This window comes from Cyanobium gracile PCC 6307 (genome assembly GCF_000316515.1).
Lineage (GTDB): Bacteria > Cyanobacteriota > Cyanobacteriia > PCC-6307 > Cyanobiaceae > Cyanobium > Cyanobium gracile.
Genome location: NC_019675.1, coordinates 1,344,438 through 1,364,855, shown reverse-complemented (window position 1 = coordinate 1,364,855; position 20,418 = coordinate 1,344,438). Strand labels below are relative to the sequence as shown.

The 20,418-nt window shown below is 73.0% G+C and carries 19 protein-coding genes, 3 tRNA genes and 1 other RNA gene; 11 read left to right on the top strand and 12 right to left on the bottom strand.

Annotated features, from left to right (window positions below; all coding sequences use genetic code 11):
• Window positions 1–64 precede the first annotated feature (64 nt).
• Window positions 65–1,318, top strand: a complete 1,254-nt coding sequence (gene hemW, locus CYAGR_RS06405) for a radical SAM family heme chaperone HemW (protein WP_015108980.1) — start codon at window positions 65–67, stop codon at window positions 1,316–1,318.
• On the opposite strand, the gene panB is transcribed toward hemW, so the two are convergent.
• Window positions 1,230–2,072: a 3-methyl-2-oxobutanoate hydroxymethyltransferase gene (gene panB / locus CYAGR_RS06400; protein ID WP_043326684.1), complete on the bottom strand. Its 843-nt coding sequence runs from the start codon at window positions 2,070–2,072 to the stop codon at window positions 1,230–1,232. The two genes, hemW and panB, sit on opposite strands and share 89 nt — an antisense overlap.
• A 44-nt stretch (window positions 2,073–2,116) precedes the next feature.
• On the opposite strand from panB, the gene ffs reads away from it, so the two are divergent.
• Window positions 2,117–2,213, top strand: an RNA gene (gene ffs, locus CYAGR_RS16215) — signal recognition particle sRNA small type.
• Between the two features lie 68 nt (window positions 2,214–2,281).
• Here ffs and ftsZ read toward each other — a convergent pair.
• From ftsZ to miaB, 5 genes are all read right to left on the bottom strand, one after another.
• Complete coding sequence (gene ftsZ / locus CYAGR_RS06395; protein ID WP_015108978.1) at window positions 2,282–3,370, bottom strand: cell division protein FtsZ; 1,089 nt, start codon at window positions 3,368–3,370, stop codon at window positions 2,282–2,284.
• Window positions 3,371–3,597: 227 nt separating this feature from the next.
• Window positions 3,598–4,527 (bottom strand): cell division protein FtsQ/DivIB, encoded by a 930-nt coding sequence (locus CYAGR_RS06390; RefSeq protein WP_015108977.1) that lies wholly within the window; start codon window positions 4,525–4,527, stop codon window positions 3,598–3,600.
• Entirely contained in the window at window positions 4,524–4,934 is a 411-nt protein-coding gene (locus tag CYAGR_RS06385) for a hypothetical protein (RefSeq protein WP_015108976.1), read from the bottom strand. Before CYAGR_RS06385 ends, CYAGR_RS06390 begins: the two co-directional genes overlap by 4 nt.
• Window positions 4,931–6,046, bottom strand: coding sequence for a D-alanine--D-alanine ligase family protein (locus tag CYAGR_RS06380; protein ID WP_015108975.1), 1,116 nt, complete (start codon window positions 6,044–6,046; stop codon window positions 4,931–4,933). Before CYAGR_RS06380 ends, CYAGR_RS06385 begins: the two co-directional genes overlap by 4 nt.
• Window positions 6,047–6,072: 26 nt before the next feature.
• Window positions 6,073–7,482, bottom strand: a complete 1,410-nt coding sequence (gene miaB, locus CYAGR_RS06375) for a tRNA (N6-isopentenyl adenosine(37)-C2)-methylthiotransferase MiaB (protein WP_015108974.1) — start codon at window positions 7,480–7,482, stop codon at window positions 6,073–6,075.
• Between the two features lie 79 nt (window positions 7,483–7,561).
• Here miaB and CYAGR_RS06370 point away from each other — a divergent pair, with 79 nt between their 5' ends.
• Together CYAGR_RS06370 and CYAGR_RS06365 are read left to right on the top strand one after the other, a co-directional pair.
• On the top strand, window positions 7,562–8,641 hold the full coding sequence (locus CYAGR_RS06370) for a dipeptide epimerase (protein ID WP_015108973.1): 1,080 nt from the start codon (window positions 7,562–7,564) through the stop codon (window positions 8,639–8,641).
• Window positions 8,628–9,707 (top strand): DUF1611 domain-containing protein, encoded by a 1,080-nt coding sequence (locus tag CYAGR_RS06365; RefSeq protein ID WP_043325506.1) that lies wholly within the window; start codon window positions 8,628–8,630, stop codon window positions 9,705–9,707. The genes CYAGR_RS06370 and CYAGR_RS06365 overlap by 14 nt, the downstream gene beginning before the upstream one ends.
• A 14-nt stretch (window positions 9,708–9,721) precedes the next feature.
• Here CYAGR_RS06365 and CYAGR_RS06360 read toward each other — a convergent pair.
• Window positions 9,722–9,794: transfer RNA gene (locus CYAGR_RS06360), tRNA-His, on the bottom strand.
• Between the two features lie 46 nt (window positions 9,795–9,840).
• Between CYAGR_RS06360 and CYAGR_RS06355 the strand changes: the two genes are divergently transcribed.
• Genes CYAGR_RS06355 through CYAGR_RS06345 form a run of 3 tightly spaced genes read left to right on the top strand, consistent with a single transcriptional unit; the run spans window position 9,841 to window position 12,996 of the window.
• Window positions 9,841–10,275, top strand: coding sequence for a DUF4359 domain-containing protein (locus CYAGR_RS06355; RefSeq protein ID WP_015108971.1), 435 nt, complete (start codon window positions 9,841–9,843; stop codon window positions 10,273–10,275).
• A gap of 53 nt (window positions 10,276–10,328) precedes the next feature.
• On the top strand, window positions 10,329–11,603 hold the full coding sequence (locus tag CYAGR_RS06350; protein WP_015108970.1) for an amidohydrolase family protein: 1,275 nt from the start codon (window positions 10,329–10,331) through the stop codon (window positions 11,601–11,603).
• Window positions 11,596–12,996, top strand: a complete 1,401-nt coding sequence (locus CYAGR_RS06345; protein WP_015108969.1) for an FAD-binding oxidoreductase — start codon at window positions 11,596–11,598, stop codon at window positions 12,994–12,996. Before CYAGR_RS06350 ends, CYAGR_RS06345 begins: the two co-directional genes overlap by 8 nt.
• Window positions 12,997–13,012: 16 nt before the next feature.
• On the opposite strand, the gene CYAGR_RS06340 is transcribed toward CYAGR_RS06345, so the two are convergent.
• The 5 genes from CYAGR_RS06340 to murA form a co-directional block, all read right to left on the bottom strand.
• A complete protein-coding gene (locus tag CYAGR_RS06340) occupies window positions 13,013–13,561 on the bottom strand; it encodes a pentapeptide repeat-containing protein (RefSeq protein ID WP_015108968.1) in 549 nt (182 codons plus the stop codon).
• Entirely contained in the window at window positions 13,558–14,904 is a 1,347-nt protein-coding gene (locus CYAGR_RS06335) for a bifunctional folylpolyglutamate synthase/dihydrofolate synthase (RefSeq protein ID WP_015108967.1), read from the bottom strand. Before CYAGR_RS06335 ends, CYAGR_RS06340 begins: the two co-directional genes overlap by 4 nt.
• 12 nt (window positions 14,905–14,916) lie before the next feature.
• Entirely contained in the window at window positions 14,917–16,095 is a 1,179-nt protein-coding gene (locus CYAGR_RS06330) for an aspartate aminotransferase family protein (protein WP_015108966.1), read from the bottom strand.
• A 38-nt stretch (window positions 16,096–16,133) separates the two neighbouring features.
• Window positions 16,134–16,215, bottom strand: a tRNA-Leu gene (locus CYAGR_RS06325).
• Between the two features lie 12 nt (window positions 16,216–16,227).
• Entirely contained in the window at window positions 16,228–17,535 is a 1,308-nt protein-coding gene (gene murA, locus CYAGR_RS06320; RefSeq protein WP_043325501.1) for a UDP-N-acetylglucosamine 1-carboxyvinyltransferase, read from the bottom strand.
• A gap of 177 nt (window positions 17,536–17,712) precedes the next feature.
• Here murA and CYAGR_RS06315 point away from each other — a divergent pair.
• The 4 genes from CYAGR_RS06315 to CYAGR_RS06300 all read left to right on the top strand — a co-directional run bounded on the left by CYAGR_RS06315 (window position 17,713) and on the right by CYAGR_RS06300 (window position 20,418).
• Window positions 17,713–17,796, top strand: a tRNA-Leu gene (locus CYAGR_RS06315).
• A gap of 10 nt (window positions 17,797–17,806) precedes the next feature.
• Window positions 17,807–18,055, top strand: a complete 249-nt coding sequence (locus CYAGR_RS06310; protein WP_015108964.1) for a hypothetical protein — start codon at window positions 17,807–17,809, stop codon at window positions 18,053–18,055.
• Between the two features lie 32 nt (window positions 18,056–18,087).
• A complete protein-coding gene (locus CYAGR_RS06305; protein ID WP_015108963.1) occupies window positions 18,088–18,909 on the top strand; it encodes a TrmH family RNA methyltransferase in 822 nt (273 codons plus the stop codon).
• Between the two features lie 21 nt (window positions 18,910–18,930).
• Window positions 18,931–20,418: a dihydrolipoyl dehydrogenase gene (locus CYAGR_RS06300; protein ID WP_015108962.1), complete on the top strand. Its 1,488-nt coding sequence runs from the start codon at window positions 18,931–18,933 to the stop codon at window positions 20,416–20,418.

The window sequence follows — 20,418 nt, the reverse complement described above, 5'->3', positions numbered from 1 at the left end:
GGCAGGTATGGAAAGAAGCTTGGCCGATCTTCCGCCGTTTGGGTCCCAGGGATTACCGCCCGTGATGGATCCCCGATCCGCCTACGTCCACATTCCCTTCTGCCACCGGCGTTGTTTCTACTGCGATTTCCCGGTGGTGCCCCTGGGGGATCGGGCCGACGGGGCCTCCTCCGGCTCCATCGCCGCCTACCTGCCCCTGCTCCACCGGGAGATCGCCAGCTCCCCGGCCGGCCCGCCGCTGGCCACCGTCTACCTCGGTGGCGGCACCCCCTCGATGCTGACCGGCGCCCAGGTGGCCGGCATCCTGGAGGCGCTGGCGTGTCGCTACGGACTGGCCCCGGGGGCGGAGCTGACCCTGGAGCTGGATCCGGCCAGCTTCGATCAGGCCCGCCTGGCCGACTACCTGGCCGCGGGCATCAACCGGGTCAGCCTGGGGGGCCAGAGCTTCGACGACCGGGTACTGGCGGACCTGGGCCGGCGCCACCGGGGGGCGGACCTGCGGGAGGCGGCGGACTGGCTGCATCGGGCCCGCCGCCGGGGGGAGCTGGCCAGCTGGAGCCTGGATCTGATCCAGGGGCTGCCCCGGCAGGGTCTGGCCCACTGGGCGGGGCAGCTGGCCGAGGCCATCGCCCTGGAGCCCCCCCATCTGTCGGTGTACGACCTGAGCATCGAGCCCGGCACGGTCTTCGAGCGGCGCCTGGCCCTGGGGCAGCTCGAGCTGCCGCCGGAGGATCTGGCCGCCGACCTGATGGACCTGACCTGGAGCCGGCTCAGCGCCGCCGGCTACGGCCACTACGAAGTGTCGAACTACGCCCTGCCCGGTCACGCTTCGCGGCACAACCGCGTCTACTGGAGCGGTGCCGGCTGGTGGGGGTTCGGCATGGGCGCCACCGGCGCCCCCCGCGGGCGCCGCCGGGCCCATCCCCGCACCCGGGCCGGCTATGCCGAGGCGGTCGGCGGAGAGAAGGGGGGGGCGGCGGAGGGAGGCGTGGCTGAGGGAGGCGTGGAGAAGGGGGGCGAGGAGGGGGAGGGGATGCCCTTCGACGAGCGGTTGATGGTGGGGCTTCGCTGCCGGGAGGGGGTGAACCTGGAGCAGCTCGCCCGCCAGGAGTGCCTGGCCCCCGCGCTCTTCGACGGGCTGCGGGCGCGGCTCGGGGACTACGAGCGGCGCGGCCTGCTGCGCATCGAGGGGCCCCGCTGGCGGCTGGCCGATCCGCAGGGGCTGGCCCTCAGCAATGGGGTGCTGCGGGAGATGCTGGCCTGGTGGCAGGAGCTGGAACGGCCCTCGCCCCAGGCGCACCCGGCCCCTGCTCCCTGACCCAGCGGCCTAGGACCTCCACCGCCAGGGCCCGGCCCTGCATCAGCGGCGGGCTGAAGGGGGGCTGGCGGGTCGTGAGGCCCAGCAAGTCGGCCGTCACCCGCACCTGGCCGTCGCAGCCGTCGCCGGCGCCGATGCCGATCACCGGCACCGCCAGGGCGGCGCTGAGCTCCGTGGCGAGCTCCGCAGGCACGTGCTCGAGCACCAGGGCGAAGCAGCCGGCCTCCTGCAGGGCCCGGGCCCGCCGCCGCAGCCGCTCCTGGCTGACCGGATCGCCGGCCTGGCGGCGGTAGCCCAGCTGATGCACCGACTGGGGGGTCAGCCCCAGGTGTCCCATCACCGGAATGCCGCTGCGCACCATCCGGTCGATCACGGCCAGGGTCTCGGGTTCGGCGCCCTCCAGCTTGACCGCCACGGCGGGGGTCTCCTTCAGGACCCGGCCCGCCGCCGCCACGGCCGCATCGATGCCGCACTGGTAGCTGAGGAAGGGGAGGTCGCAGATCAGCAGGGGGGGATCCTGGGGCGCCGCCGCCGCCAGCCCCCGGCCGGCGGCGCGGCAGTGGTGGAGCATCTCCTCGAGGGTCACCGGCAGGGTGGTGGCGTGGCCGAGCACCACCATCGCCAGGGAGTCGCCCACCAGCACCGCATCCACCCCGGCGCCAGCCACCACGGCGGCGGAGAGGGCGTCCCAGGCGGTGAGCACGGTGATCGGCAGGCCCGCCTGCTTGCGCCGTGTCAGATCAGCGGGTCGCAGGGGCACGGCACGGGGTTCGCAGGGGGCATTGCTAGCATCGACCCGACTCGGACCCACGCGGCTCTGACGCCCAAATCTGGTCAGGACCGGAAGGGAGCAGCCACACGGGATGCTCAGGGCAGGCGTGGACTCCGGGTCACCCTCTTAAAGACTTCGGTGCCGGGTCGCGATCACGGGCCGTAGCAACAGCCCCCGGACCAAGCCGCTGCTCAGTCGACCCGGTTCTGGCGGTTGATCAGGAAGGGCGGGATCATGGCCCCCCGCTCCTCCGGCGTGTGGGTGAGGGTGTCGGCGAAGCTGGCGGCGGGACGCTCCGGCCGGTAATGGCCGCCGCTCTGGAAGCCGGTGGCGATCACCGTGACGTGGATCTCCCCCTCCAGGGATTCGTCCACCACCGCCCCCACGATGATGTTGGCGTCGGGATCGACCACGTCGTAGATCACCTCCGAGGCGGTGGTCATGTCCTCCAGGGTCATGTCCTTGCCGCCGCTGATGTTGATGACGCAGCCGTTGGCCCCGTCGATGCGGGCCGACTCCAGCAGCGGGCTGCTCATGGCCGCCTGGGCCGCCTCGATGGCCCGGGAACGGCCGGAGCCCACGCCGATGCCCAGCAGGGCGGTGCCGGCGTCGGCCATCACCGAGCGGATGTCGGCGAAGTCGACGTTCACCAGGCCCGGCCTGGTGATGATGTCCGTGATGCCCTTGACGCCCATCCGCAGCACATCATCGGCGGCGCGGAAGGCCTCCTGGAGCGGCGCGCCGGCGATGGCGTCCCGCAGACGGTCGTTGGGAATGATGATCAGGGTGTCGACATGCTCGGCCAGGCGGGCGATGCCCTCCTCCGCTTGGCGCAGCCGCTTGCGGCCCTCGAAGCCGAAGGGTTTGGTGACGATGCCCACGGTGAGGGCACCGCACTCCTTGGCCACCTCGGCCACGATCGGCGCCGCGCCGGTGCCGGTGCCGCCGCCCATGCCGGCGGCGATGAAGACCAGGTCGGCCCCCTCCAGGGACTGCTGCAGGTCGGCCCGGGACTCCTCCGCCGCCTTCTGGCCGATCACCGGGTTGCCGCCGGCCCCCAGGCCCCGGGTGAGCTTCTGGCCCAGCTGGATGCGCTGGCCCGCCGCCGACTGCAGCAGGGCCTGGGCGTCGGTGTTGAGCACCCGGTAGCCCACCCCGTTGAGGTCGGTGGCGATCATCCGGTTGACCGCGTTGCTGCCGCCTCCCCCCACGCCGATCACCTCGATCCGGGCCGACTGGCTCGGGACGATCCCGTTGCTGCTGGGCGAGATCTGGCTCATCGCGTGGGGCTCCTGCGGGGACGAAAGATCGACGTGGTATGGGCGGTCCTGATCGCGCGACATCGCGGGAGGGGGAGTGTGGCCGTTGATCTGCGGCTGCATTATGTCGGTGGCCAGCTCAGCCAGAGTTGCCGATAGATCACATTGGACCGAATCTCAGCAGGGCGCAACGGCCTGTGAGGATTGTCTGGCGGCGCTCCGGGGTGCCGCCGGCTCCAGCGCCGGTCTCACTGGGTGCCGGCGGGAGCCGGCCGGGGCGCCTCGGCGGCGGGTTCGGGGGGACGGGGCGCCGTGGGAGCGGGAGGCGCCGGCCGGGCCGGTGAACCGCTTGCCCCCCGGGCCCCCAGGCTGAGTTCCGGCTGCTCCGGGTCGGTCAGGTCGATCAGCTGGGGCCGGGCCCCCTTCATGGTGGCCGGCAAGGTGCGGCTGAGGTGGGCAACCACCTCCAGTCGCCGGGGCAGCCGGGCGTCCGGGGGGCCCAGCCGCACCCGGCCCAGCTGGGCGGTGCTGAGCCAGAGGCTGCCGTCCGGCTCGAAGCGGATCTCCTGCAGGCCGGAACCCAGCGCCTCCCGTTCCTTGAGCACCTGGGCCAGCACGGCCCGGTGGCGGGCGTTCCAGCCGACGATCAGCAGGGACAGGTCCCCCTGGCTGCGGATGCCCATGTGCTGGCGGATGCTGATCCAGTTGCCGAGGCCGTCGACGAAGCCCATCTCCGGGCCGCGGTCGGTGCGCCGCACCGCCCGGGCCACCGCCTCCCGGTCCTTCAGCTCCACCCGCAGCCGCGGCGGCAGCATCAGCCGACTCACCTTCACCTGCTCCACCGGCAGGGCCCCCATCAGGTCGCTGGCCACCAGGCGGGGCTGCAGGCCCATCAGGGGCTGGGGAAAGCGCAGACCCGCCGCCGCGATCACCTGGTCGCGGCTGACCACGGCGCTGCCGAGCACCTCCACCTGGTTCGGCTCCCGCAGGGTCCAGCCCTGTCGCAGCAGCAGGTAGCCCAGGCCGACGGACATGCCGCTGAAGACCAGGATCCGCCAGAGCTGGCGCAGCCGCTCGCTGCGGCGCTGACGGCGCAGTTCCTTACGGCGCAGGACCCCTGGCGGCAGCGGCGCTCCCGGTGACGGGGGCGCTCCTTGCGAAGAGGGGACCCGCTTCACAGCTCGCAGCGGGAGCGGGCCATGAGTTCATCCATCCAGGTGCGTGCCCGGCGGGCATCGGAGAAGGGCAGCTCCTCCTGCTGGCCGCCCCCGACGAGCCGCAGGCGGCAGGCCCCTTCGCTCTCCTCGGTGAGGGGGGCCTCCCCGGAGCTGAGGGAGAGCAGCTCGACCATTTCCAGCTGTTTGATGCTGAACCGGCCCACCGGCTGGAAGCTGCCGGCAACGAACCGGCTCCAGCTCAGTTCCCCGTCGACGAGGCGGGCGGCCCCGCAGCCGTCCAGCTTGGCGAGCTCGGCGCCGTTGGCCCAGTCGCGGAACAGCTGCTGGCGCCGCCGCTCGACCCAGCCGAGGGCCACCAGGAGCACGAAGGCGCCGAGCAGGGGCAGCCAGAGCAGGCCATGGATCACGGCGCCGTTCCTTCCACGTTCATCCGGAGCTCCGATCCTCCCGCGCCCAGCACCAATTGGTGCACCAGGTCGGGGAGAGGACATCCACTGGCCTCCCACAGCATCGGGTACATGCTCTGGCTGGTGAAGCCCGGCAGCGTGTTGATCTCGTTCAGCCAGAGGTTGCCTGTGGCTTCGTCGTAGAAGAAGTCGACCCGGGCCAGCCCCCCGGCGTCCACCGCCCGGCAGGCGGCCAGCGCCATGGTCCGGGCCCGCTCGCTCACCGCCGCGTCCACGGGCGCGGGGATGACGGTGTGGCTGTGGCCTTCGCTGTACTTGGTCTCGTAGTCGTACCAATCGGCGTCGAAGCGGATCTCCCCCAACACCGAGGCGCTGAGGCCGTCGCCCGGGCCCCCGGGCCGCCTCAGCACGGCGCATTCGAGCTCCCGGGCCCTGACGCCCTGCTCCACCACCAGCCGCCGGTCGAGGCCCGCGGCCAGCTCGAGGCCCCCCAGCAGGCCGGCACGGTCGCTGGCCTTGCTGATGCCCACCGAGGAGCCCATGTTGGCCGGCTTGACGAAGCAGGGGTAGCCGAGGCTGCTCTCCAGCCGCTCCAGCAGGGCCTCTGTCCCGCTGGCATCGCCGGTCAGCTCGTGGGCGGCGACGCAGGCGTAGGGCACCTGGGGCAGGCCGGCGGCGGCGAAGGCGGCCTTCATCGCCTGCTTGTCCATTCCGAGCGCCGATCCCAGCACCCCGGAGCCCACGTAGGGCACCCCCATCAGGGTGAACAGTCCCTGGATCGTGCCGTCCTCTCCGTTGGGGCCATGGAGCACCGGGAACCACACCTCCATCTCCAGGGCGCCGTCGGGGAAGCCCCGGAAGCCCCCCGGCTCCGCCGGTCCCGGCAGATCCGCGGGTTCGGCCGGCACGCCCCGCTCCAGCACCGCCGCGGCCACAACATCGGGCCACCAGCGGCCGCCGCGATCGATGTAGAAGCTGCTGACCCGGTAACGCTCGGCATTGGCCCCGCTGCGCAGGCCCCGCAGCACGGTGCGGGCCGAAAGGATCGAGACGGCGTGTTCGCCGGAGGCTCCCCCGAACACCAGGCCGACGCGGGTGGGGGTGGGGGCCATCGGCGCAGGAGAGAGGGCCAAACGTATCAGCGAATCCCGCCCCGGCCCAGGGGCCGGCCGCTGAGGCTGAACGGCCGCACCGTCTCGATCTCCACGTCCACCAGATCGCCGGGGGCGAAGGGGCGGCCATCGCCGGGGTCGGCGGCGAAGAAGGTGAGGCGGTTGGTGCGGGTGCGGCCCATCAGCTGGCCCGGGTCGCGGGGGTTGACCCCCTCGGCCAGCACCTGCTCCCGCCGCCCCAGGTAGCGGGCGCTGCGCTCGGAGGCCACCCGCTCCACCAGGGCGTTGAGCTCCTGCAGCCGTTCCACCTTCACTGCCTCCGGCAGCTGGTCGGGCCAGTCGGCCGCCGGCGTGCCCGGCCGCGGGGAGTAGGCGGCGGTGTTGACCTGATCGAAGCCGATCGATGCGATCAGCGCCAGGGTGCGACGGAACTGGGCGTCGGTCTCGCCGGGGAAGGCCACGATCACGTCGGCGCTGATGGCCGCGTCGGGAAGGCGCTGGCGGATGCGCTCGATGATCCGCCGGTAGCGCTCCACGGTGTAGCCCCGGGCCATGGCCCGCAGCACGTCGTCGTCACCGCTCTGGAAGGGGATGTGGAAGTGCTCGCACACCTTGGGCAGGTCGGCGCAGGCGTCGATCAGCCGGTCGGTGAAGTAGCGGGGGTGGCTGGTGGCGAAGCGGATGCGCTCGAGTCCCCGCACGTCGTGGACCTCCCGCAGCAGATCGGTGAGGGTGTGGGCCCGACGGCCCTCGGCGGTGATGCCGGGCAGGTCGCGGCCGTAGGCGTCGATGTTCTGCCCCAGCAGGGTGACCTCCCGGTAGCCCCGCGCCGCCAGCCCCTCCATCTCCAGGCGGATCGCCTCCGGTAGGCGCGACTGCTCGCGGCCCCGCACCGAGGGCACCACGCAGTAGGTGCAGTGCTCGTTGCAGCCGTAGATGACGTTCACCCAGGCGCAGACGGCGCTGTCCCGCCGGGCGGCGGTGATGTCCTCGAGGATGTGGTGCTCGTCGGTGGCCACCACCTGCTGGCCGGTCTCGACCCGGGTGAGCAGCGCCTCGAGCCGGTTGGCGTGCTGGGGACCCATCACCAGATCCAGCTCCGGCACCCGCCGCAGCAGGGACTCCCCCTCCTGCTGGGCCACGCAGCCGGCCACCACCAGCGTCAGGCCGGGGTTGGCCCGCTTGCGCTGGGCCTGCCGCCCCAGATAGCTGTAGACCTTCTGCTCGGCGTTGTCCCGGATCGTGCAGGTGTTGTAGAGCACCAGATCGGCGCTGTGCTCGTCGCGCCCGGGGGTGTACCCCATGGTTTCGAGGATGCCGGCCATGCGCTCGGAATCCGCCTTGTTCATCTGGCAGCCGAAGGTGGTGATCCAGTAGCTGCCGCGCCGTGCCGACGGCGCCTGGTCGGCCTGGGGGCCGGAAACGGTGGCTGTCATGGGATCCAGTTTCCGCTATCGCCCTGCCGTCGTCAGCGCGGCGGCTGTGGCAGCGTGAACTTCCCGGCCCCTTTCTGGCATGCGCTGCCGCCTGAGCCGCTTTTCCCTCACCAAGGCGGTGCCCCTGGCCATCAGCCGCGGCACCACCGGCGCCGTGGAGCACCTGCTGCTGGAACTCGAGCACGACGGCATCACTGGCCGGGGCGAGACCGGCGGCTTCGATACCGGCCACCGGGCCTACCGCACCGACGACCTGGCCGCCGAGCTGGAGGCTGTCCTGCCGGCCCTCGAGAGCGTCACCCCGGAGCCGTTCCAGGCCCTCGACCCCCTGCTGGAGACGCTGTCGCCCCCGGCCCGCTGCGCCGTCGATCTGGCCCTGCATGACTGGTGGGGGCAGCGGCTGGGCCAGCCCCTGTGGCGTCTCTGGGGCCTCGATGACGGCGCGATCGTCCCCACCAGCGTGACCCTGGGCCTGGGCAGCGAGGCGGCGGTGCTGGAGCGGCTGGAGCGCTGGTGGCAGCAGCTGCCCGCCAGCCGCATCAAGCTCAAGCTCGGCAGTCCGGAGGGCCTCGACCACGACCGGGCCCTGGTGCGGGCGGTGGCCCAGGCGCTGGAGCGGCGCCGGCAGAGCCATGGGGTGGTCGGCGAGCTGCAGGTGGATGCCAACGGCGGCTGGAACCTGGAGCAGGCCCGGTCGATGCTGGGCTGGCTCGACGCCCAGGGCGTGGTGCTGGTGGAGCAGCCCCTGGCTCCCCTGGAGGACCCGGAGGCCGACTGCGCTGCGTTTGCCGCCCTGGAGCTCGACTGCCCCATCGCCCTGGTGGCCGACGAGAGCTGCTGGAACCTGGCCGATCTGGTGCGACTCGCCCCTTACGTCGACGGTGTGAACATCAAGCTGCTCAAGAGCGGCGGGCTGGCGGAGGCCCTGCTGATGGCCAGGGCCGCGCGGCGCCTGGGGCTTGGGGTGATGCTCGGCTGCTACTCCGACAGCGCCCTGCTCAACGGGGCCGCCGCCCAGCTGCTGCCCCTGGTGCGCTGGCCGGACCTCGACAGCCATCTCAACCTGGTGGACGACCCGTTCGTGGGTCCTTCCCTGGTGGGAGATCGGCTGGTGCCCGGTGCTTCCCCTGGACTGGGGGTGAGCCGTGCTCGGCTCTGATGTCCCGATCGTGCTGCTGCAGCACGGCGGCCTCGACAACCTCAGCGGCAAGACGGGCCTGGCGCTGCTGCGCTACCGCCACGGCCCGATCGTGGCGGTGGTGGATCCGGCCCACCCCGGCGCTGACCTACGGGCGCTCACCGGGATCGACCGGCCCGTGCCGGTGGTGGGATCCCTGGCGGAGGCGCTGCCCTTTGCTCCCCAGGTGGCGGTGGTGGGGCTGGCCCCCTCCGGCGGCCGGTTGCCGCCGGCCATGGGCGCCGACGTGGCGGCTGCCCTGGCGGCGGGGCTGTCGCTGGCTAGTGGTCTGCACAGCCGCCTGGGGGACGACCCGGCCCTGGCGGCCCTGGTGCGGCCGGGGCGCTGGATCTGGGATCTGCGCCAGGAGCCCCCCGACCTGACGGTGGCCTCCGGCCGTGCCGCCGGACTGCCGGGCCGCCGGGTGCTGGCGGTGGGCACCGATATGTCGGTGGGCAAGATGAGTGCCTGCCTGGAGCTGCTGGCCGCCGCCCGGCGCCGCAGCCGCGATGCCCGCTTCGTGGGCACCGGCCAGGCCGGCATCCTGATCAGCGGCGGGGGCGTGGCCCTTGATGCCGTGCGCATCGACTACGCGGCCGGGGCCGTGGAGGGGGCGGTCCTGGCCGCGGCCGCGGGGGCCGGCCCAGACACCCTGGTGCTGGTCGAGGGGCAGGGCTCCCTCTGCCACCCGGGCTCGAGTGCCACCCTGCCCCTGATCCGGGGCAGCCAGCCCACCGATCTGCTGCTGGTGCACCGCGCCGGCCAGCGCACCATCCAGCGGCTGGCGGACTTCCCCCTCCCCCCCCTCGTCCAGGTGATCGCCGCCGTCGAGGCGCTGGCGGCCCTGGGCCGGCCGGCGGGATCCGCCCCGCCCCCCAGGGTGGTGGCCATCGCCCTGAACACCGCCCACCTGGACGGGCCATCGGCGGCGGCGGCGCTGGCGGCCACGGCCATGGAGACGGGGCTGCCCTGTCTCGATCCGGTGCGACAGGGGGGCGAGGCCCTGATGGAGCTGCTGCTCAGCCAAGAAAGAAGCCCGACGCCGTAGCGCCGGGCCTGAAGGGCGAGCGAGGGGACTCGAACCCCCGAATGGTGGCGCCACAAGCCACTGCCTTAACCACTTGGCGACGCCCGCCGCGGTCTTTGCCAATGTATCAAGCGAGCCTGCCGGCCCCCCCCTCTTGCCACCGCCGACCACCGCCACCCGCACCGTTTCCGGCCTCCTGGGCCTCACCGCCGTGGCTGGGGGCCTGATCGGCCTTGCCGTCACCAACCCCGGACCGGCCGCCTTCGAGGAGTTCGCCGCCGAGAAGCTCACCGAACTGGCCAGCGAGGAGCTGTGCCGCGACGAGGGGCTGCCGCTGCTGGCCCGGTTGCTGATCCAGAACTGTCCAGAGCTGGTGCGCTCCCAGCGCAAGGTGCTGGGCCGCCTGGCCCGGGAGCATTCACGCCGCTACAACTTCGGCCTGCTGAGCATCTACGGCACCCGGCTGGGGGGCGAGAAGGTGCTGCCCAACTGGAGCATCCCCCGCTACGACGCCGTCACCCTGGCGATGGCGGGCCATTTCGTGCTCCTCAGCGCCGGCGAGAGCACGCCGGGGAGCCCGATGCCGTGAGCGGGGCGCCCCAGCGCGGCCGCCTGCCTCTTCCGCCCGGCTGCTTGCCACCGATGCGGATCCCCAGGCTCCTGCTCGACCCCTGTGCCTCCCTGCCGGCTGCGGACGACCAGGGGCTGGTGACGGTGCGGCTGGAGCATGGCGACGGACGGATCCGCGCCATCCACGGGCTGTCCGCAGCCGGCGGCGGCGACGGGGAGGGCGGCTCGCCGGCGCCCCTGGCGCTCACGCCGCTGGTGGAGCCCCACGCCCACCTCGACAAGGCCTTCAGCGGCGAGGCGTTCCCCAATCCCGAGGGCACCATGGCGGGCGCCATGGCGGCGAACCGCCGGGAGGCGGCCGACCGCCAGGCGGAGGCGGTGCGCCGGCGGGGGGAGCGGGCCCTGGATCAGGCCTGGCGCTACGGCCTGCGGGCGATCCGCAGCCACATCGACAGCCTTGGCCCCTGGGCCACCCCCAGCTGGGAGGTGCTGCTGGAGCTGCGTGACCGCTGGCGCGGCCGGGTGGAGCTGCAGCTGGTGGCCCTGGTGCCGGTGGGCCACTGGCGCACGGCCGAGGGGGAGGCGTTCGCCGCCTGGGTCGCCGCCCGCGGCGGCCTGCTGGGGGGGGTGCTCGGCGCCCCGTTCCGCTCCACGCCGGCCGACCGCGCCAGCCTGTTGGCCCTGCTGCGGCTGGCGGAGCGCCTCGGCTGCGGTGTGGATCTGCACGTCGACGAGAGTGCCGAGGACCACGGCCGGGGCGTGGCCCTGGTGAGCGAGCTGCTGCTGCGACACCGCATCGTGGTGCCGCTCACCTGCAGCCACGCCAGCAGCATGGGCCTGCTGGCCGACTGCCCCTGCCGCCGCCTGGCGGAGGCGATGGCGGATGCGGCGGTGGGGGTGGTGGCCCTGCCCACCACCAATCTCTGGCTGCTGGGCAAGCACCACCGCCGCACCCCGTCCCTGCGGCCCCAGGCCCCGATCCGCCAGCTGCAGGAGGCCGGGGTGACCGTGGCCGTGGGGGCCGACAATGTGCAGGATCCCTGGTTTCCCGGGGGGGATTTCGACCCCATCGCCCTGCTGCGTTTCAGCCTGGCCGCCAGCCATCTGATGCCCTGGCGTCGCCTGGGGCTGAGCCCCTTCAGCACCGCCGCGGCCCAGCTGCTGGGCCTGGAGTGGGACGGGGTTCTGCGGGAGGGGGCCCCGGCCGATCTCGTCGTGCTGGGGGCCACCTCCTGGGCCGAGTTGCTGGCCCGCCCCCCCCGGCGGCGGGTGCTGCGGGCCGGCCGCTGGCTGGAGCCGCCCCCCTGCGAAGACCCATCCCCATCCCTGGCCGCCTGCCATGCCTGACACCGCCTTTCCGGGCACGCTCCCCGTGCCGGCCGATCCGGAACGGATCCAGGCCCTGGCGGCCGAGCTGGGTGCCAGCCCGCTGGGCCTGACGCCGATCCACGCCTCTGCGGAACTGGGGCGGCTCTCGGCCGACTTCCACGACTATTCCCCCGTGCTGGAGCCGCTGCTGAAGGGCCGCCGTGCCCAGCTGGCGGTGAAGGTGGAGCGACTGGAGCAGGTGATGGCGGTGGCCGGGGCCTGCGCCCGCCACCGGGTGCCGCTGACCCTGCGGGGCGCCGGCACCGGCAACTACGGCCAGTGCGTGCCCCTGGCCGGGGGCCTGGTGCTCGACATGGGCGGTCTGAACCGGCTGCGGACGGTGGACACCGCCACCGGTGTGGTGGAGGCGGAGTGCGGCTGCATCCTGGCCCATCTGGATGGCCTGCTGATGGCCCACGGCCGGGCCCTGCGGCTGGCGCCCAGCACCTACCGCAGCGCCACCCTCGGGGGCTTCATCGCCGGGGGGTCGGGCGGCCTGGGGTCCCTGCGCTGGGGGTTCCTGCGCGATCCGGGTCACCTGCTGGGGCTGGAGGTGGTGACCCTGGAGGCCGAGCCGCGGCTGCTGCGGCTCGACGCCGCCGCCAGCGCCCCCCTCAACCACGCCTACGGCACCAACGGGATCATCACAGCCCTGCGGCTGGCCACCACCGAAGCGGTGGCCTGGGAGCAGCTGGTGGTGGGGTTTGACCGCTGGGAGGAGGCCCTGGAGGCCGCCCGGGAACTGCCCACCACCGCCCTGCTGCTCAACGCCCTCTGCCTGCTGGAGGCCCCGGTGGCGGCGGCCATGCCCTGGCCCGCCGGCTGCCCCGCCGCCAGCGCCGGCGAGCACCGGCTGCTGCTGCATGCCGCCCCCGACAGCCTGGAAGCGCTGCCCGGCTGGCTGGCGGCCCGGGGCGGCCGGATCCTCTGGCAGGGCCGGCGGCCGGAGCCGGGTCGGGGGCGGGGCCTGCCCCTGGCGGAACTCACCTGGAACCACACCACCCTGCACTGGCGGGCCCAGACCCCCGACTGGACCTACCTGCAGCTGCTGCTGCCCCGGCCGGAGGCGCCCCTGCTGGAGGCGGTGCGCGGGTGCTGGGGCACCGACGTGCTCTGGCACCTGGAGGCGGTGCGCCACCTGGGGGCGCCCCGGCTGACGGCCCTGCCCCTGGTGCGCTGGCAGGGGCCCGAGGCCCTGGCCGACCTCGTCGCCCAGTGCCGCGAGCTGGGGGCGGTGCCCTTCGATCCCCACGTGATCACCGTCGAGGATGGCGGTCTGGGGGTGGTGGATGCCGATCAGGTGGCGGCCAAGGCAGCCTTCGACCCCGCCGGACTGATGAACCCGGGCAAGCTGCGGGGTTGGATGGGCTAGGGAACGCCCCTTGCGATCAGCGGCAGTCGAGGCTCAGGCGGGTGTCGGCGCCGGTCACCGGGTTGGTGCCCCGGGCCTCGCGGCAGAGGTTGCGCTGGTCCACCCGGTCGAGCAGGGCATCGGTGAAGTCCGCATCGGTGACCGTGGCGCCGGTGAAGTTGCTGCCGGAGGCGATCGCTCCCCGCAGCACCGCCCCGGTCAGGTCGGTGCCGCTCATGTCCACCTTGTCCATCAGGGCGTCGCTGAGATCGGCGCCATGGAAGTCGGCCTCCGGGAAGGCGGCCTGGGTGAGGATCGCGCCGTGCAGATCCGCGTCCCGGAAGCGGGCCTGGCGGCCCGTGGCCCCGGCGAAGGAGCTGCCGGCCAGCTGCTGGCCGCTGAAGTCCTTTCCGCTCTGGTTGGTGAGGGTGTAGTCGACCCGGTCCTGGAAGTCGGCCATGGCGCCGGAGGGGGCCAGCAGCAGCAGACCCAGCAGCAGGCCCAGCAGCGCACCGGCCAGGCGCAGGGCCGGCCGGCGGGGGCTGCCCGCGGGCCGGGGGACATCGGAGGCGGGGGCCGTCGTCATGGACCGGGGCTGCCGGGGACCCCTCCAGGCTGGCCGGCCCCGGGAACTTCGTCAGCCTCGGGGGCATCAAACAGGGGCAGCACGGCCCCCAGCAGGAACAGGGAGCCGGCCACCACCGGCAGCGGCCCAGGGGGCAGGAGGCTGTCCAGTCCGGCGGCCAGGCTGCCGGCCGGCTCGAGCTGATCGGCCTTCCCCGGACAGGCGGCCACCAGCTCCTCCAGCGTCCAGCTGGCGTGCTCCGGCACCGCCACCACCGCCGCCCGATCGCCGGGGCGCAGCAACTGCTCCAGCATCACCGCCCCCTCCTTGTGGCGCTGGATGCCCAGCAGCCAGCGGCGCGGCCGGGCCCCCTCAAGGCCCCCGTGCAGGCTCCCGTCGAGCCGGTCGAGCCGGTCGATGCGGTCGAGCTCGCGGCGCAGGGTCGCCGCCGCCGGGGGATTGTGGGCTCCGTCGATCAGCAGCTCGCGGCCCCGCCAGCGGTGCCGCTCCAGCCGCCCGGGCCAGCGGGCCGACTCCAGGCCGGCGCGGATTGCCGCCGCGTCCAGGGGCGTGCCGGCCAGGGGGCCGTCCGGGGCGGTCAAGGCCCGGGCCATGGCCACCGCCACGGCGCCGTTGTGGCGCTGCAGCTCCCCCGCCAGGCCCAGGCGGGGCCCGCCGTCGGCCACGGCGGGCAGGGGCTCCAGCCACTGCAGGCTGGCGCCACGGCGGCGGGCCTCCGCCTCCAGCACCCGGCGCGCCTCGGCCTCCTGGGCGCAGCTGAAGGCCCGGCAGCCCGGTCCCATCACGGCGGCCTTCTCGGCGGCGATGGCGGCCAGGGTGTCGCCCAGGTGTTCGCGGTGGTCGAGGCCGATGGCTCCGAAGCCGATCACCGGCCGACGGGGGTGAACGGTGGTGGCATCCAGCCGTCCCCCCAGGCCCACCTCCAGCACCGCCAGATCCACCCGCTCGCGGGCGAAGTGCTCGAAGGCCGCCGCCGTGATCAGCTCGAAGGGGGTGAGCCGGCGCTGGCGGCCGAGGGGCTGCCAGCGGGCCAGGCCGTCCCGCAGGGTGGTCGGTGCGATCCAGGCGTCATCGACCTGGATGCGCTCGCACCAGCTCACCAGGTGGGGGGAGCGGTAGGTGCCCACGTGGACACCGGCGGCCCGCAGGATCGCGTGCAGGAAGGTGCAGATCGAGCCCTTGCCGTTGGTGCCGGCCACCTGGGCGGCGGCGAAGCGCCGCTCCGGGTGGCCCCCCTCGGCCAGGGCGCCGGCCAGCCGCTCCAGGCCCAGGTCGACGCCGCGGCGGGCGAAGGGTTCGAGCAGGTCGCCCAGGTCGACCGGGGGGGGCAGCGGGGACGGCACGGACAGGGCGGATCAGGCCAGGCTGTGGAGAGCCTTCTCCAGGCGCTTCACCGCCTTGCGCAGCTGGCGGGGCTTGACCACCAGCGGCGGCACGAACCGGACCACCCCGGGGCCGGCCGGCACCAGCAGCAGGCCTTGGGCCATGGCCGCCTTGACGATCTCCGGAGCCGTGGGCCCGCCCTCGCGCAGCACCAGGCCCCGCAGCAGGCCCCAGCCGCGCTCGCCCGCCAGCCGCTCGGGGTGGCGGGCCACCAGCTCCTGGAGCAGGGACTGGAGCAGCGCACCGTTGGCGCTCACCGTCTCCAGCAGACCCCGGCGCTCGATCTCCTCGATCACCGTGAGGCCGGCGCGGCAGGCGAAGGGGTTGCCGCCGAAGGTGCTGGCGTGGTCGCCGGGGCGGAAGTGGTCGGCCGCGGCCTTCACCGCCAGGGCACCGATGGGGATGCCGCCACCCAGGCCCTTGGCCATGGTCAGGGCATCGGGCTCCACCCCGAGCTGTTCGTAGCCCCACCAGCGGCCGCTGCGGCCGACGCCGATCTGAACCTCGTCGAAGATGAGCAGGATCTGGTGGGCGTCGCAGAGCTCCCGCACCCGCCGGAAGAAGGCCGGATCGCCGGGGTTGACCCCGCCCTCGCCCTGGATCGGTTCGAGCAGCACGGCCGCCACCCGGGGACCCTCGGCTTCACAGGAGGCGAGCAGCGCTTCGAAGGCGGCCGTGTCGTTGTAGGGGAAGTAGCGGAAGCCCGACACCATGGGCTCGAAGCCCTGGTGGTACTTGGGCTGGCCCGTCGCGGTCACCGCCGCCAGGGTGCGGCCGTGGAAGCTGGCCTCGGCGGTGAGGATCAGGGGATCGGCGATGCCGCGCACCTGGTGGCCGTGCTTGCGGGCCAGCTTGATGGCGGCCTCGTTCGCCTCGGCGCCGGAGTTGCAGAAGAAGACCCGGTCGGTGCAGCTGCGGGCCGTGATGGCCGCGGCCAGGGCCTCCTGCTCCGGGATCCGGTAGAGGTTGGAGACGTGCTGAAGACGGCCCAGCTGCCGGCAGAGCCGCCGCTGCAGCACCGGGTCGCTGTGGCCCAGGGTGCAGACGGCGATGCCGGCCACCATGTCCAGATAGCGCTGGCCCTCCTCATCCCAGAGCCAGACGCCCTTGCCGCGCGTCAGTGCCAGGGGGTAACGCCCGTAGGTGTCCATCACCGGGGCGACCAACGGCGCGACAGGTGCCGGCTCGATGGGAGCGGTGGGACTCGAACCCACATGCCCGAAGGCGCTCGATTTTGAGTCGAGTCCGTCTACCAATTCCGGCACGCTCCCGAAGGGCGGACTCTAGGCGGCGGTGGTGGGCAGCCTGCGGATCGAGGCACCGGCGGCGTTGAGCTTGCCCTCCAGATCGGCGTAGCCCCGGTCGAGGTATTCCAGGCCCCGCACGGTGGTGATGCCGTCGGCGGCGAGGCCGGCGAGCACCATGGCGGCGGAGGCGCGCAGGTCGGTGCCGTGGACGGGCGCGCCGCTGAGGCGGGCCACCCCCTCGACGCAGGCGGTGTTGCCCTGCATGCGGATCGAGGCGCCCATGCGCTGCAGTTCGGCCACGTGCTGGAGACGGTTCTCGAAGATGTTCTCCACCACCATGCTGGTGCCCTCCGCGGTGGCCAGCAGGGCCATGAACGGGGCCTGCAGGTCGGTGGGGAAGCCGGGGAAGGGCTGGGTGCGCAGATCCACCGCCCGCACCTTGCTGGCGGTGAGGATCAGGCCCTGGCCATCGGCCTCGATGCGGCAGCCCGCCTCCTCGAGCTTGGTGATCACGGCACCGAGGTGCTCGGGCAGGGCGGGGAACACCCGCAGCCGCGAGCGGGTGATGGCGCCCGCCAGCAGGAACGTGCCGGCTTCGATGCGGTCGGGGATGACGGCGTAGTCGGCGCCGTGGAGCCGCTCCACGCCGACGATGGTGATGGTGGGGGTGCCGGCGCCGCGCACCTTGGCGCCCATGGCCAGCAGCAGCCGGGCCAGGTCGATCACCTCGGGCTCCTGGGCCGCGTTGTCGATGACCGTTTCGCCATCGGCGAGGGCCGCCGCCATCATCAGAGTCTCGGTGGCGCCGACGCTGGGGCAGTCGAGGTGGATGTGGCCGCCGGTGAGGCGGCGCTGGCGGCCTGGCACCACGGCGGTGACCACGCCGTGCTCGATGGTGACCTGGGCGCCGAGGGCCTTGAGCCCCTTGACGTGCTCCACGACGGGCCGGGTGCCGATCTGACAGCCGCCGGGCAGGGGCACCTGGGCCATTCCCATGCGGGCGAGCAGGGGACCGATGCAGAAGAAGCTGGCCCGCAGGCTGTTGACCAGCTCATAGGGCGGGGCGGCCGTGGTGATGTGGTCGCCGTGGAGCACGATCGCGTCGCCGCCGCGCTGCACCCGCACGCCCAGGGCCGAGAGGATCTCCCCCATCGCCGTGATGTCGGTCAGGGGAGGCACGTTGCTGAGCCGCAGACCGTCCTCGGTGAGCAGGCAGGCGGCCATCAGCACCAGGGCCGAATTCTTGGCGCCGCTGACCCGCAGTTCCCCCTCCAGACGCCGTCCACCACTGATCTCCAGCCTGGTGCCGGCGATGGCCTTGACAGGCATGGGGGATACGGTCATGGACAGGAGTCCTGGTATCAATTTCGGGGGCATCTTGACAACGAATGATCCCGTCGTCTAGGGGGTCGCCGCTCAAACTGTCTTGCCGCCCCGTGTCGCCGTTGTCCCGAGGGGAGGGCTGCCGCTGATGATTTATGCTCCGTTCAGCGCCGCGGTCTCCGTGGCGGCTAATCGCCCGCGGATGTGGCGGAATTGGTAGACGCGCTAGTTTCAGGTACTAGTGGCAGCAATGTCGTGGGAGTTCAAGTCTCCCCATCCGCATAATTCATTCATGATTGTCCTCAAGATCACCAACGCCTCCGATGTCGTTGCCGCGAACATCGGCCGGTTTCTGGAGCGTCTGACTCCCGATGGGTACGACCAGACCAAGGTGGAGGACATTGTGATCGACCGCCTCGTGGCCAATCTCAAGGCGGAGGGCATCCGGGGCGAGGTGGCGGCCTTCAAGGGTCTCGACCTCAACGATGACGACCTGGTCATCCATGACCACCTCAAGCTCCGGCGCCGCAAGACCATCTGACAGTCCCGGCTCCCTCCCCTGATCAGCGAGGGCTGCACCCGGGCAGCGAGCCGATCCGCAGTGTCCGCAATCCCCTCGTCCAGGCGCTGCGGCGCCTGCACCGGCCCAGGGGCCGAACGGAGCAGGAGCTGATCCTGCTGGAGGGGACCCACCTGCTGCAGGAGGCCCTCGCGCAGGGCCTGCGGCCCCGCCAGCTGCTGGCCACCCCCGACTGGCTGGCCCGCCACGGTGCCCTGCTCGAGCAGCTGCCAGATCCGGGCCGGCTGCGGATCGCCACTCCCGAGGTTCTGGCCGCTGCCGCCACCACCGGCCACCCCGACGGGGTGCTGCTGACCCTGGAGGCGGCCGATCTCCCCGCCCCGTTGCCGGCGCCGGACTTCCTGCTGGTCCTCGACCGGCTCCAGGATCCGGGCAACCTGGGCACCCTGCTGCGCACGGCGCTCGCGGCCGGGGTGGAGCAGGTGTGGCTGGCGGAGGGGGCCGACCCCCTGCAGCCGAAGGTGCTGCGGGCCTCCAGCGGCGCGGCCCTGGCCCTGCCGATCGAGCGGATGGCGCCCACCGACCTGCCCGACCGCCTGGCCGCGGCCCGGGAGCGGGGGGTGCAGCTGGTGGCGGCGGTGGTGCCCGTGGCGGGCGGCGCTGCCCAGCCCTACTGGGAGCTGGACTGGTGCCGCCCCACGGCCCTGCTGCTGGGCAACGAGGGGGCGGGGCTGGCCCCGGAGCTGGCCCGGCTGGCCGATCGGCGGGTGACGATCCCCCACAGCCCGGCGGTGGAGTCGCTGAATGTGGCGGCCGCGGCCGCTTTGCTGCTGCTGGAGCGCCCCCGCCAGGCCCACGGCCGGCCCGGGGCCTGACAGGGGAGAATGCCGCTACCCATGCAGCCCCGTCCGGTGACCGCAGCACCCGCCTCCCCTCCCTCCGGGTTCGATTTCGATGTGATCGTGATCGGTGCCGGGTATGGCGGTTTCGATGCGGCCAAGCACGGCGCCGAGCACGGCCTGAAGGTGGCGATCGTGGAATCCCGCGACATGGGCGGCACCTGCGTCAACCGGGGCTGCGTCCCCTCCAAGGCCCTGCTGGCGGCCAGCGGCCGGGTGCGGGAGCTCGCCGACGCCGAGCACCTCAAGGGGTTCGGCATCCATGCGGCGCCGGTGCGCTTTGAGCGCCAGAAGATCGCCGACCATGCCGCCCAGCTGGTGGCCACGATCCGCACCAACCTCACCAAGACCCTGGAGCGCGCCGGCGCCACGATCCTGCGGGGCAAGGGACGCCTCGACGGCCCCCAGCGGGTGGCGGTGCGCGAGGCCAGCGGGGTGGAGCGGGTCTATGCGGCCCGGGAGGTGATCATCGCCACCGGCTCCGATCCCTTCGTGCCGCCCGGCATCGAGACCGACGGCCGCACGGTGTTCACCAGCGACGAGGCCATCAACCTGGAGTGGCTGCCCCGCTGGATCACCATCATCGGCAGCGGCTACATCGGCCTGGAATTTGCCGATGTCTACACGGCCCTGGGCTGTGAGGTCACCATGATCGAGGCCCTCGACCGGGTGATGCCCACCTTCGATCCGGACATCGCCAAGATCGCCGCCCGCCATCTGATCGACGGCCGCGACATCGACGCCCGCTCCGGTGTACTGGCCAGCAAGATCACCCCCGGCTGCCCGGTGAAAATCGAACTGGTGGATATGGCCACCCGCGAGCCGGTGGAGACCCTGGAGGTGGACGCGGTGCTGGTGGCCACCGGCCGGGTGCCGGTGAGCAAGGACCTCAACCTGGCCAGCGTGGGGGTGGAAACCAACCGGGGCTTCATCCCCGTGGACGACGGCCTGCAGGTGCTGACGAACGGGGTGCCCGTGCCCCACCTCTGGGCCGTCGGTGACGTGACCGGAAAGATGATGCTGGCCCACACCGCCGCCGCCCAGGGCACGGTGGCGATCGAGAACATCCTCGGCCACGCCCGCCGCATCGACTACCGCTCGATCCCCGCCGCCACCTTCACCCACCCGGAGATCAGTTCGGTGGGGCTCTCGGAAGCCGATGCCAGGGAGCTGGCCGCAGCCGAGGGCTTCGAGCTGGGAGCGGTTCGCAGCTACTTCAAGGCCAACTCCAAGGCCCTGGCCGAACTGGAGAGCGACGGCCTGCTGAAGCTGCTCTTCCGCAAGGACACCGGCGAAGTGCTGGGGGCCCACATCTATGGATTGCATGCCGCCGACCTGATCCAGGAGATCGCCAATGCGGTGGCCCGGCGCCAGGGGGTACGGCAGCTGGCCAGCGAGGTGCACACCCACCCGACGCTGAGCGAGGTGGTGGAAGTGGCTTACAAGCAGGCCGCCGCCAGCCTGGCCACGGCGGTGGGCGCCTGA